At 45.4% G+C, this 13033-nt stretch carries 15 protein-coding genes and 1 tRNA gene; all 16 read right to left on the bottom strand.

Going from position 1 to position 13033, the window contains the following annotated elements; translation table 11 throughout:
* Positions 1-164 precede the first annotated feature (164 nt).
* Positions 165-240, bottom strand: a tRNA-Lys gene (locus LGT40_RS01680).
* Between the two features lie 130 nt (positions 241-370).
* A complete protein-coding gene (gene queC / locus LGT40_RS01675) occupies positions 371-1039 on the bottom strand; it encodes a 7-cyano-7-deazaguanine synthase QueC (RefSeq protein WP_226072197.1) in 669 nt (222 codons plus the stop codon).
* The gene (gene queE / locus LGT40_RS01670) at positions 1036-1677 is read right to left on the bottom strand and encodes a 7-carboxy-7-deazaguanine synthase QueE (RefSeq protein WP_226072201.1); all 642 of its coding nucleotides are present in this window, start codon (positions 1675-1677) and stop codon (positions 1036-1038) included. The genes queC and queE overlap by 4 nt, the downstream gene beginning before the upstream one ends.
* Positions 1678-1700: 23 nt before the next feature.
* The gene (gene ybgF / locus LGT40_RS01665; RefSeq protein ID WP_226072203.1) at positions 1701-2531 is read right to left on the bottom strand and encodes a tol-pal system protein YbgF; all 831 of its coding nucleotides are present in this window, start codon (positions 2529-2531) and stop codon (positions 1701-1703) included.
* A gap of 1 nt (position 2532) precedes the next feature.
* A complete protein-coding gene (pal, locus tag LGT40_RS01660; RefSeq protein ID WP_226072205.1) occupies positions 2533-3102 on the bottom strand; it encodes a peptidoglycan-associated lipoprotein Pal in 570 nt (189 codons plus the stop codon).
* A gap of 21 nt (positions 3103-3123) precedes the next feature.
* Positions 3124-4425, bottom strand: coding sequence for a Tol-Pal system beta propeller repeat protein TolB (tolB, locus tag LGT40_RS01655; RefSeq protein ID WP_226343143.1), 1302 nt, complete (start codon positions 4423-4425; stop codon positions 3124-3126).
* A gap of 11 nt (positions 4426-4436) precedes the next feature.
* The gene (gene tolA / locus LGT40_RS01650) at positions 4437-5597 is read right to left on the bottom strand and encodes a cell envelope integrity protein TolA (RefSeq protein ID WP_226072211.1); all 1161 of its coding nucleotides are present in this window, start codon (positions 5595-5597) and stop codon (positions 4437-4439) included.
* Between the two features lie 5 nt (positions 5598-5602).
* On the bottom strand, positions 5603-6049 hold the full coding sequence (tolR, locus tag LGT40_RS01645; protein WP_226072215.1) for a protein TolR: 447 nt from the start codon (positions 6047-6049) through the stop codon (positions 5603-5605).
* 14 nt (positions 6050-6063) lie between these two features.
* Complete coding sequence (gene tolQ, locus LGT40_RS01640) at positions 6064-6732, bottom strand: protein TolQ (protein WP_226072217.1); 669 nt, start codon at positions 6730-6732, stop codon at positions 6064-6066.
* Complete coding sequence (gene ybgC, locus LGT40_RS01635) at positions 6722-7126, bottom strand: tol-pal system-associated acyl-CoA thioesterase (protein ID WP_226072224.1); 405 nt, start codon at positions 7124-7126, stop codon at positions 6722-6724. Before ybgC ends, tolQ begins: the two co-directional genes overlap by 11 nt.
* The gene (gene ruvB / locus LGT40_RS01630; protein ID WP_226072227.1) at positions 7126-8139 is read right to left on the bottom strand and encodes a Holliday junction branch migration DNA helicase RuvB; all 1014 of its coding nucleotides are present in this window, start codon (positions 8137-8139) and stop codon (positions 7126-7128) included. The genes ybgC and ruvB overlap by 1 nt, the downstream gene beginning before the upstream one ends.
* A 2-nt stretch (positions 8140-8141) precedes the next feature.
* On the bottom strand, positions 8142-8738 hold the full coding sequence (gene ruvA, locus LGT40_RS01625; protein ID WP_226072231.1) for a Holliday junction branch migration protein RuvA: 597 nt from the start codon (positions 8736-8738) through the stop codon (positions 8142-8144).
* Positions 8735-9274, bottom strand: a complete 540-nt coding sequence (gene ruvC / locus LGT40_RS01620; protein WP_226072242.1) for a crossover junction endodeoxyribonuclease RuvC — start codon at positions 9272-9274, stop codon at positions 8735-8737. The genes ruvA and ruvC overlap by 4 nt, the downstream gene beginning before the upstream one ends.
* Before the next feature lie 11 nt (positions 9275-9285).
* Complete coding sequence (locus tag LGT40_RS01615; protein WP_226072244.1) at positions 9286-10035, bottom strand: YebC/PmpR family DNA-binding transcriptional regulator; 750 nt, start codon at positions 10033-10035, stop codon at positions 9286-9288.
* Positions 10036-10076: 41 nt separating this feature from the next.
* Positions 10077-11012 (bottom strand): branched-chain amino acid transaminase, encoded by a 936-nt coding sequence (locus LGT40_RS01610; protein ID WP_226072247.1) that lies wholly within the window; start codon positions 11010-11012, stop codon positions 10077-10079.
* A gap of 42 nt (positions 11013-11054) precedes the next feature.
* A partial coding sequence (gene glnE / locus LGT40_RS01605; protein ID WP_226343142.1) for a bifunctional [glutamate--ammonia ligase]-adenylyl-L-tyrosine phosphorylase/[glutamate--ammonia-ligase] adenylyltransferase occupies positions 11055-13033 on the bottom strand: 1979 nt, incomplete at its 5' end.

The raw sequence follows: 13033 nt of genomic DNA, 5'->3' as shown, positions 1-13033 counted from the left end.
AACGCAAGTACCCACACAAATTACTTGATACCAGTTTTTTAAAGAGCTTGCAGTTCTTGTCGTCCTGCAAAGAAGCGAGAATTATACAGCCACTCGCCGAGCTGTCAACAACAATTATTACAGAATTATGAAACTAGAATAAAACTGAAATCTTGCGGAAAAAATGGTGGGCCGTCTGCGACTCGAACGCAGGACCATCGGATTAAAAGTCCGGTGCTCTACCAACTGAGCTAACGGCCCAAACCAAGCGCGACATAATACTATACTTGATAAAAATGACAACCCCAGTGGACAATATTTTTATCTCTATACCACTGTATCTAGGCTGGGGCTTGCAACATTAGACTGATTTTTACCAAGAAACAATTACTTATTGGTAACGAGTAGGATCCATCAGATTTGCATCAAGGAAACCTTGCCGCCTAAATCGACAGGAATCACATTGACCACAGGCGCGACCTTGCGCATCAGCTTGATAGCAAGAGATAGTTTCACTGTAATCAATCCCCAGTGCTGTTCCTTGCTTGACGATTTCTGACTTTGAAAGATTCATTAACGGCGCTCTTATATATATAGCGCTACCTTCAACTGCCGATTTGGTTGCCAGGTTGGCAAGTTTTTCGAAAGCATCAATAAATTCAGGTCGACAATCTGGATAGCCAGAGTAATCAACTGCATTTACTCCAACAAAAATAGCTTCAGCATTGATCACTTCGGCCCAGCCAAGCGCGATGGATAAAAATATCGTATTCCTTGCTGGGACGTAGGTGATCGGAATACCTTGCTGTTCAGTTTCAGGCACATCAATATCATCTGTTAATGCCGACCCACCAATTGAGCGAAGATCTATTTGAATGACTTTATGAGAAACGACACCTGTTTCATGGGCAAGGTGTTCCGCTGCCAGGAGTTCCGTTTTATGGCGTTGACCATAATCAAAGCTGATACTGTAACAGTCATACCCTTCAGATTTTGCAATAGCCAATGCCGTTACAGAATCCAGTCCACCTGAAAGTAATATGACAGCGCGCTTCTTCATCGCCCTTGAGCATCGTTCCATAAATATTTATGTAATTGAATTTGCATTCTTACCGGGAGATTATCGGCGATTATCCATTCCGCTAAATCTTTGGGTGTTAACTCGCCATGAACAGGAGAAAACAAAACTTCACAGCGGTTTATCAAACTAAATAATGATAATTGCTCGCGAGCCCAATCATAATCGTCTCGATTGCAGATAACGAATTTAATCTGATCCTGCTGGTTTAACAGGTCGATATTGCTATAGCGGTTTTTGGAAACTTCACCAGATGCTGGAGTTTTTAAATCCATCACACGTATCACACGAGAATCAACACCACTGATGTCCATAGCGCCACTGGTTTCCAATGAGACTTCCACATCAAGATCGCATAAGGCAGTTAATAATTCACGACAGGAATTTTGCGCCAACGGTTCACCACCTGTCACCGTAACATACCGAGGGTAATAACTTTTTACCTTGGCAACAATGTCACTAATTTCCATTTTTGTACCGCCGTGAAAAGCGTAGGCAGTATCACAATAGCCACAACGTAATGGACAACCAGTGAGTCGGACGAAGACTGTAGGTAGTCCGACAGTTCTGGTTTCACCTTGTAATGAATAGAAAATCTCGGTAATTCGACATTGGGCCATCTGCGCGGTCTACAAAAAAATATTTATTGTGCATTTTGCTGGATACGATCCAGGCGGACTCGAGCCAAACGTGAAGCAGATGAATCAGGATATTGTTGAATAACCTGGTTTAGCGTCGCCTCAGCCTTAACCGCATCACCCGTTTCATACTCACTGAAACCACGTTTTAGTAAAGCATCTGAAACCTTATTGCTATCCGGGTAACTGGACAGGACCTTATCAAAAGCATTAATTGCTTTATCAAACTCGCGTAATACGTAATGCGCTTCACCTTGCCAGTAATAGACATTGGGTAAATAAGTGCTGTTAGGATAATTTTGTGGAAATTCACCTAAGGCTGCTAACGCTTCCTGATAACGGCCACCACGTAAATCCTGCAATGCTGCTTGATATGCTGCTTCGCCGCTTTCAACTGCTACGGGGGCGAGAGTATCTACAGCACCTTCACTTTGTTCTGATGCGGGAGACTGCGGAGCACTGTCGGCTAATTCTGAATCAATGGAATCATTCATCATCGGAGTTGAATTATCAGCAGCAGGTGATTGAGCTACCGCCGATTGCTGCTTAATTTCTGTGATCCGTTGATCCAAATCCAGATACTGTTCACGCTGTCGTTGTTGCAACTGGTCGATCTTATGATTCAGCTCTTCATTTGTGCCATTCAATCGCTGAATCTCGCGTTGCAACTGATCAACCTGGGTAAGTAATGATGTTAATCCCTGTCCTTGTATGATTCGCTCAAGCCGATCCATACGTGCTTCTATTGATTCCTGTTCAGCCCAAGAAACAGAGGGCGTCATGACGACGCCCACCATTAAAGCTAATACAAGTTGTTTTTGCTTTTTAAAAGGCATATCAACGACCAATATAAATTATTTCAACTCGGCGATTTTGAGACCATGCAGATTCATCACTACCATCAACCGCAGGACGTTCCTCACCAAAACTTGTCACTCTGAACTGTTGTGCACTTGCACCTTGCAACATCAATAATTGACGAATCGATAATGCACGGCGTTCACCTAAAGCAAGGTTATACTCACGTGAGCCACGCTCATCAGTATGTCCTTCCAAACGCACGGTTAAATTAGGATTTTTACCCAGATAAGCTGCATGGGCTTCTACGATTGATTGATCTTGAGGTCTAACACTTGCACTATCGTAGTCAAAGTAAATTACCCGGTTTGATAATGGGTTAGAAGGATCATTCAATTCGCTTCCTGTATAACCATCTTCCCCCACAATTACACTGGCTTCAGCACCCAGATCACTACCATTAACACCATCACCAGAAACACCTGAAGTTGATGCGCCATTACGCTCTTCAACCAAAACGTCATCTGTACCATCTTTTGTGGCATTCCCGCTACAAGCATTGAGTAAAAACAATGCAACAAGCAGAGCCGAGAATTTATAACGATTCATAACAAACACTCCTGACATAAATTATTTTTTCAGCGGAGACCATGCTGGTTCACGCACAACAGTTCCGGATTCGCTCAAACGTTGATGGATCCGGCCATCAACAGAGACAGCAGCTAATACACCGCTACCTTTTTGCTCAGTAGCATACAGGATCATTTGACCATTCGGCGCAAAACTCGGCGATTCAGCCCGTCCTGATTCAGTCAGAACTTGCATAGATCCAGTTTTCAAATCCTGTACAGCAATATAGAACCCGCCATTGGTACCATGCACCATGGCCAGCTTGCTTCCATCTGGGGATAAATCAGGAGAAGCATTGTAATTTCCTTCAAAACTAATTCGCTCGGCTCTACCACCGTTTGCTGAAACTTTGTAGATTTGTGGTCTACCACCACGATCAGAAGTAAAGTAGATATCATTTCCATCCCGCGACCAAACCGCTTCGGTATCGATAGCCTGAGCATTATTTGTAACGCGAATTAAATCCCCATTCGCCAGCTCCAATACATAGATTTCTGGATTGCCATTTCTAGACAGTGTCAAAGCCAGCTTTCTTCCATCTGGCGACCAGGCCGGTGCACTGTTTATCCCTTCAAATGAGGCAACGGATTTACGTTGACCACTGAGTAATTGCTGGACAAAGACTTCGGTTTTACCATTTTCAAACGATACATAAGATAATTGATCACCGTCCGGTGCCCAAGATGGCGACATAATCGGTTGAGTAGATTGTAATACGGTGCGAGGATTTGCTCCATCAGCATCAGAAATCTGTAAAGCAAAACGTTTTTTTCCATCACCAGCAGTGATTTGAGTGACAAATGCCAGTCTGGTAGAAAAGATACCTTTCTCGCCAGTCAACGTTTCATAAATCACATCGGCAATCTGATGTCCCAATGCACGCAGACCTGAGGCCGGAACCTGATAACGTTTTCCAGCTAATTGCTGTCCACGGTATACATCAAAGAGCTGAAACTGAACCTGATAATTCTCGCCATCTTGACTAGAAATTTTCCCGATCACCAAGCCTTCAGAACGCAACAATCGCCAATCAGCAAAGTTTACCTGTGATTGCTCAGTAGGTCTTGAAACCAAATCCTGATTATCCAGTGGCGCAAAACGTCCACTACTTTCCAGATCATTACGAATGATACTGCTGATATCCTCAGGCGCCTTCTGTCCTTCCGCACCAAAAGGCACAATGGCTATCGGCAGCGCACTATCCGACCCGCCGGTAATTTCTACTTTCAAAACGGCAAATGCCTGAAAAGGCATAAAAAAAACAGCCACTAAGGCGAGCGAACGAATTAATCTCATGGCCATATCTGCTTCTCTCATTCAGGTTTAAAGTATATTTCAATGCCTTCACTAATGATCTTTTGTGCTGCATCAGGATCTGAAGGCATTGGCATTGGAGCTGCCTTGTATACAGCGTTTTCAGCAGAACGATCAAAAATCTCACTGCCACTGCTTTTTATGACTCTTACACTACGAATATCGCCACCTGGAATAAGTTTGACTTCCAAGGTAACAAGCAAGCCTGTTTGGGCATTCGCTGGTTTGGTCCAATACCGTGTGATTCTCTGTTGAATTTGCAAACCATAGGTATCCAAAATTCCCGCGATTCGTTTCTGTGTACGTTGTTTCGCTTCTGCATCAAGCTGCCTTTGCAGCGATGCTTCCGCTTCAGCTCTCGCTTTTGCTTCGGCTAGCCGTTTAGCCTCAGCTTTGCGCTTAGCTTCTTCTTCGGCGGCTTTGCGCTTGGCTTCTTCTTCAGCTTTACGTTTAGCTTCAGCTTCCTTTCGCTTAGCCTCTTCTTCCGCTTTGCGTTTAGCTTCTTCCTCAGCTTTACGTTTGGCCTCTTCTTGGGCTTTACGCTGAGCTTCTTCTTCGGCTTTACGCTTTGCTTCAGCAGCTTCTCTGGCCTTTTCAGCCGCTTCGCGCTCAGCTTCAGCTTTTTGTTTAGCTTGTTCAGCTGCTTTGCGTTCAGCCTCTGCCTGTTGTTTAGCCGCTTCTGCTTTCTGACGCTCTAACTCGGCCTGTTTACGCGCTTCTTCCTGCTCGATACGTTGCTGTTCCAGTTCTTTTAAGCGTTGCTGTTCTTTTTCGGCTTCTTGTTTTAGGCGTTGTTGCTCTTGCTCTGCTTCCTGTTTGCGTTTTTCAGCCTCCAGCTTCGCACGCTCTTGCATATCGAGCAGTTCCTGCTCTTGGCGAGCAAGTTCTTGTTGTGACTTTTCCAGTTGTTCATCGAGTTTTTGCTGACGTTCTTCTTCGGCTGCACGCTGTTTATCTTCTGCTTCCTGCAACCGAGCCATTTCTTCTAAAACCAGATCTTCATCAATCACCGTCGCTTGCACGATTTCCACTTCCGGTTGGCCAAACTGCCGTATCTCAGTAGGCATTTCGAAACTGAAAATCAATAACAACACCAACAATACATGCAGTATTGTGGATGCGCCACCGGCAATTAAATTTTGCACAATTGAATGTTTCATCTTAATTACTGTGTTTCCGTTTCCGGACGTTGAGTAATCAAACCAACATTAGGTACTCCAGCTTTTTGCAATAAAGCCATAGCGCCTACTACTTGTCCATAACTTGCCGAACTATCCCCTTTCACCATCACCGGAGTTTGGGGGTTGCGACGTAATACGGCTGAAACCCTGGCAACCAGCTCCTGAGCACCAATACTCTGATCCTGGTTATCTCCGACTGAGGCATAATATGAACCTTCAGAGTCAACCGAAATCACCAGGGGTTCAAGGTTTTCAGGTGCCTCAACCGGATTGGCATCCGCACTTGGTAAATCAACCTGTACGCCTTGCGTCAGCATAGGTGCCGTAATCATAAAAATGATCAAAAGCACCAACATCACGTCGATATACGGAACGACGTTAATTTCTGCCATAGGCTTGCGACGTTGGCGGTGTTGTTTATAAAGCGCCATAGTTGGCTCCGTTATTAACCTTGTTGCCGTTGCAGAATTGAAGAGAACTCTTCAACGAAATTATCATACCGACTAATTAATCTCTCAACTTCATGTGAATAGCGGTTATAGGCTACAACTGCGGGAATAGCCGCAAACAAGCCCATCGCTGTTGCAATCAATGCCTCAGCAATACCGGGCGCCACCATGGCAAGCGTTGCTTGTTGAACCTCACCTAAAGCACGGAATGAATTCATAATACCCCAGACCGTTCCAAATAGACCAATGTAAGGGCTGGTTGAGCCGGCTGTCGCCAGAAAGGGTAATGAAACTTCCAGTTCATCCATCTCTCTGGATAATGAAATACGCATTACCCGTTGAGTACCTTCCAAAACATAGGTGGAGTCAGTGGATGTTTTTTTCAGTCGCACAAACTCTTTAAATCCAGCCTCAAAAATACCTTCCATGCCACGCCCGGTGTGTGGTCTGGCAGTGATGTCTTCATAAAGTCGGTTTAATTCATTGCCTGACCAGAATTTATCTTCAAACAAATCTGCATCACGTCTCGCCACTGCAAGCTCGCTGCGTTTTTTGAAAATAATGGTCCAGGAATACACTGATATCAGCAACAAAATCAGCATCACAATCTTAACCAGTAGACTGGCTTCAGATATCAGGGTCATCAAGGATAGATCAGCATTCACATTGCATCTCCGTCAAAATAAAAGAAGGTATAGGGCACGGTTTAAAACGCAGAGCATCCAAACAGGCCACTCTGACCGATGCGCTGCATAACAGTTCATCATCACGCAGCACTGATTGTTCAAACTGCATGCTTGCACCGCTCGTTTGTGTCATTTCAGATCGAATTACCAGGGCATCATTAAATCTTGCTGGACGACGAAAATTGAGTTGCATCGAATGGACTGCAAACAAACAGTTATATTCGTCTTTTAAAATATTTTGTTCAAAACCAAGCTGACGCAACCACTCTGTGCGCGCCCGCTCCATAAATTTCAGATAATTTGCGTGATATACCACGCCACCACTATCTGTATCCTCATAATAGACTCTTACCGGCCAATCAAAAGACTGCATTAATCACCTGTCAGCTCTAAATCGGGTGTCAGTCCCAAATGCAAAAAGGCTCTTTTCGTGGCAATCCTTCCTCGCGGCGTCCGCATGATAAAGCCTTCCTGAATCAAAAACGGTTCAATGACATCTTCAATAGTGCCACGCTCTTCGCCAATTGCTGCCGCCAAATTATCCAGCCCAACCGGGCCGCCGGAAAACTTTTCAATGATGGCCAATAACAATTTCCGGTCTAACATATCAAAACCAAACTTATCGACATCCAGCAAGTCCAGTGCCTGGCGAGCAATTTCTGCTGTAACTAAACCATCAAAGCGAACTTCAGCATAATCTCTGACCCGGCGTAATAACCTGTTGGCAATCCGAGGGGTACCTCGTGAACGATGGGCGATTTCACCAGCTCCGTTCAGATCCAGTGTCACACCTAAAATACGTGCACTTCGTTGCACAATCGTACTTAAATCAGCAACATTATAAAATTCCAGCCGCTGAACTATGCCAAAACGATCTCGTAGCGGCGAGGTTAAAGAACCTGCCCGGGTTGTCGCTCCGACCAAGGTAAATGGTTCAAGATCCAACTTTATCGAACGTGCTGCGGGCCCCTCCCCGATCATAATATCGATCTGGTAATCTTCCATTGCGGGGTACAGCACTTCTTCCACTACCGGACTCAACCGGTGTATTTCATCGACAAACAATACATCATTCGGTTCAAGGTTCGTTAACAATGCAGCCAAATCACCCGGACGCTCTAAAACCGGGCCTGAAGTTTGTCTTAAATTCACCCCCATTTCATGGGCAATAATATGGGCTAAAGTGGTTTTTCCTAATCCCGGCGGCCCAAAAATAAGCGTGTGGTCCAATGCTTCTTTGCGTTTGCGGGCAGCAGAGACAAATAATTCCATCTGCTCACGAACCACAGGTTGTCCAATATAGTCCTGCAAACTAAGTGGACGAATAGCACGATCCACCCTGTCATCATCGTTCAGCGTTTGCGGAGAAATAAAACGGTCATCCATAGTTAGTTACGCTGCAAAGCCTGTCTGATGATTTGTTCGGTTGTCATATCTTGCGCATCAAAACTACGAATCATTCTGTCTGCTTCGGCGGCTTTATACCCTAAAGCGATCAAAGCTTCCAGTGCTTCTTTTCGGGCACCGCTACTACTCGGCATATTCGTAGTAATTTGCTCATCAAGACCCATCGCAGAACCAACTTCTTTCAGTCTGTCGCGCATCTCAATAATCAGTCGTTCTGCTGTCTTTTTACCGACACCGGGCAGTCGCGTCAAACTGGCGGCATCACCTTCCTGCACACTTCGGGCAAAGCTATCAACATCGCTACCGGATAAAATCGTCAATGCCAGTTTTGCTCCCACTCCGTTCACCTTAAGTAAACTGCGGAATAATAATCGTTCACGACTAGTAGCAAAACCATACAATAATTGGGCATCTTCGCGCACAACTAAATGGGTATATAAACTCACCTTCTGGTTAAGCGGAGGCAAATTTACAAAAGTGGACATCGGCGCTGACACTTCATAACCAACACCTTGCACATCAAGCACTAATTCGGGTGGCTGTTTTTCAATAATAATTCCAGTAAGTCGACCAATCATCGGCTGTAACGTCCTCCTCGACGACGACTGATCCGCATTCCTGCGGGAAGTTTATTGGTTAAGCTATCCAATGCGGCATGGTTTGCATGGGTAATTGCGCAGGCCAAGGCATCTGCGGCATCTTCCATGGGAATTTCTTTTAATTGCAACATGACTGACATCATATACTGGACTTGTTCTTTTTTGGCATGTCCATTACCAACGACGGCTTTTTTTATTTGTGTTGCGGAATATTCATGAACTTTTAACTGCTGATTGACTGCTGCACATATGGCAGCGCCTCGTGCCTGACCGAGCTTCAGCGCAGAGTCAGCATTTTTATGTAAAAACACCTGTTCGATGGCCATAATGTCAGGCTGATAACGTTGGATCAGATCAGTCAGTCCATCAAAAATTTGTTTCAGACGATCCGCAAACTCGCCATCACCAACCAACAATCGGCCATTAATAACGTGTTTGATTTGTTTACCATCAAGCTCTATGATGCCAAAACCGGTTTTTCGAGAACCAGGATCCACACCAAGAATGCGCGCCATAATGTTGGCAATCAGCTACCCAGCTGCGCCATAACCTCGTCTGAGAAGTCTGCATTTGAATAGACCTGTTGAACATCATCCAGCTCTTCAAAAGCATCAATCATGGCAATGGCTTTTTGTGCGTCATCCAATTCCAGGCTGACTGTATTGTCAGGGTGCATGGTGACCTCGGCGGATTGCACCTCAAAGCCTGCTGCATCCAAGGCATCTTTAACAGCAGCATACTCATCCGGGGTAGTAAACACATCTATGGAACCGTCGTCATGGGTGACAATATCTTCTGCACCCGCTTCCAAGGCCACTTCCATGACCGCGTCTTCATCCACACCCGGCGCCAGACTGATGATCCCTTTTTGATTAAACATAAAGGCCACGCAGCCATCCGTCCCCATGTTTCCACCACGTTTACTGAAAACATGACGGACTTCAGCAACCGTACGGTTACGGTTATCCGTCATACAATCAACCATAATGGCTATGCCATTTGGCCCATAACCTTCGTAACGTACCTCTTCGTACGCAGCACCTTCCAGTTCCCCTGCACCACGCTTAGAGGCTCGTTCGATAACATCTTTGGTCATATTGCTGCCCAATGCTTTATCGATGGCAGCACGTAACCGCGGGTTAGTTGCAGGATCACTGCCCCCCATTCTGGCAGCAACAGTAATCTCACGAATCAGCCGGGTAAACAGTTTGCCGCGTTTGGCATCTTGCGCACCTTTTCTATGCTGGATATTCGCCCACTTACTATGACCTGCCATTTGGTACTAACCTCTTTGTTATTACGTTAACGATAATTTGCTTATGCTTTAACCAGCGTATTCCAGTCACGATAATATTCACTGCGACCATAAACCTGATCAAAATACATGCTCTGCAGTTGTTCCGTTATAGGTCCGCGCTTGCCTTCACCGATGGGACGGTTATCCAATTCGCGAATTGGCGTGACTTCCGCTGCCGTTCCAGTAAAAAAGGCTTCATCGCAGATGTAAACTTCATCCCGTGTGATGCGTTTTTCAATCACTTTCAAACCAATATCATTGGCCAGACGCATTACGGTGTCACGGGTAATACCTTCCAGTGCTGATGTCAGTTCAGGCGTGTAGAGAACACCATCACGCACCATAAAAAAGTTTTCGCCGCTGCCTTCGGTGACAAAACCATTGGCATCCAATAAAAGTGCTTCGTCATAACCATCATTAACGGCTTCTTGTAATGCCATCATTGAATTCATGTAGTTGCCGTTGGCTTTAGCTTTACACATGGTGATGTTGACATGGTGGCGGGTAAATGAAGACGTTTTGATACGGATGCCACGCGTCATATTTTCTTCACCCAGATAGGAACCCCAGCTCCAGGCGGCAACCATTACATGTGTGTTCAGATTATCCGCACGGATACCCATGCCTTCAGAGCCATAAAAACACATCGGACGAATATACGCTGAGTCCAAATTATTCTCACGAACGACTGCACGTTGCGCTTCGTTTAAGGTGGCTTTATCAAAAGGCATTTTCATACCAAGAATCTTGGCGCTACGGAACAACCGATCGGTATGTTCCTGCAAGCGGAAAATAGCGGTTCCAGCATCCGTTTTATATGCGCGAACACCTTCAAAAACCCCCATACCGTAATGCAAGGTATGTGTCAGTACATGGACTTTCGCTTCACGCCAAGGCACAAATTCGCCATCTAACCAGATAACGCCATCACGATCTGCCATTGTTACTGCTGCCATAATTACCTACTTTCGAGACTTAAATTGATATCAAACTGGTCGTTAGCTTAACCAGCGTTGCCAAATAATGTTTACTTGTTGCTTAAAATCGGCCACTTTCGCCACCGGCACCAGTGCCGGTTGTTCCTGGAGGACACAATGATTTGCTTCACTTCGATAATATCGATAGGCATCGGCAAGCATGGTTCCCTCTTGCTGACTAAGCTTGCCGGTGGTAACTAATGCATCCAAAATTCTAATATTATCGGTGTAAACCATCAGATCAGGCAAGCTTGATGACCAGGCAAGTACCGCATATTGCACCATAAATTCGATATCAGTGATACCACCAATTCCTTGCTTGAGATCAAATTGTCCCTCAGAAGACTTGTCCAATTGCTGGCGCATTTTTTGACGCATTTCACTGACTTCTTTTGCCAATTCCGCTTCGGTGCGGGGTTTAGACAAAACTTGTTGGCGAATGTCACTGAATTGCTCGGCCAACTTTTGATCACCGGCAACACAGCGCGCTCTCACTAATGCCTGATGCTCCCAGGTCCAGGCTTCATTTTGCTGATAATCGGCAAAACCTGATATCGGACTGACCAACAAACCAGAATTTCCTCTAGGTCGCAGTCGCATATCCACTTCGTATAATACGCCTCCCGAGGTGACCGTATTTAACAGATGAATCATGCGTTGAGCCAACCGGGTATAAAACACCATTAATTCAACAGGCTTATCCCCATTGGTGACGCCTTCACGCGCATCATCAAATACAAAAACCAAGTCCAGATCGGAACCATAGCCCAGCTCTAAACCACCTAACTTGCCATAAGCAATCACACTAAAGCCGCATGTGGACATATCACTTTCATTTGTCCTAGGTGGTAAACCATGACGACTGGTGAGGTACAGCCATGCCAATTGCAATGCTCTTTCTAATTGAATTTCGGCTAACTCGCTTAATTGATCGCCCACTCGCATCAGCGGTAATACTTCGGTGACATCAGCCGCCGCCACATGCAAGGTGGCAATTTGGCGAAATTCGCGTAGTAGATTCATTTGCTGTTCGAGGTCAGTCTCGTCAGCAACCGATAAAAACTGATGTAATAAAGCTTTTTGCTGTTCGCGTCCAGGCACTTCATAAAGCGAGCGCGGATCTAACAATTCATCCAGCAATACGGGGTAACGCGCTAATTGATGACTGATCAACGGACTTGCTGCACAGAGCTTGACCAGTTGGGATAACGCCAAGGTATTTTCCACCAGTAGTGACATATAGGCAGAACGCCGCATGATTGATTCCAATAACGGAATCATACGAGTCAGACAGGTATCTGGATCGTTTGTGCCAGCGGCCGCCTGCACCAGTAAAGGCAGTAATTTTTTAAGCCGACCTAGCCCGGTATGACTGAGATTTTTGACCACATGCAGGTTTAACAATTTTTCGATTGTCTGCTGTGCCTGTTGAGGATCGTGATATCCCCATTTTTCAAGGTAGGCGATGACTTCTGCTTCACTGGCTGTTAGCAATGCAATACTTTCGGTACTTTCATCCTCTGCCTGGGGCGCCGTGAGTAATTGTTCAAAATGCTCATGTACCTGTTGACGATGTTCATTAAGCGTTTGCAGAAAAATCGGCCAGTTTTCAAACCCCATGCTAAGTGCCAATCGTGCCCGTGCCTCTTCGTCTTTGGGTAATAAATGAGTTTGTTGATCTGCCCAGGCCTGAATGCGGTGCTCGGTTCTTCGTAGAAAATAATATGCATCTTTTAATGCTTTTACGGCATAACCTGACAATAACTTCCGTTGTGCCAATAATTCCAGAATTGTCAGAATGGGACGTTGCTGTAAAGGCCGATCACGGCCACCGTAAATAAGCTGAAATACTTGGCCAATGAACTCGATTTCACGGATACCACCAGCTCCAAGCTTGATGTTATCTTCCATACCTTTTAGATGAAGCTGGCCTGCGATCATTGACTTCATCTCACGCAGAGAATCAAACATGCCATAGTCAAGATAACGCCGATAGACAA

Source organism: Methylophaga pinxianii (assembly GCF_020447225.1).
Classification (GTDB): domain Bacteria; phylum Pseudomonadota; class Gammaproteobacteria; order Nitrosococcales; family Methylophagaceae; genus Methylophaga; species Methylophaga pinxianii.
The sequence above is the reverse complement of the archived record's forward strand: the minus strand, read 5'-3'. Positions and strand labels throughout refer to the sequence as shown.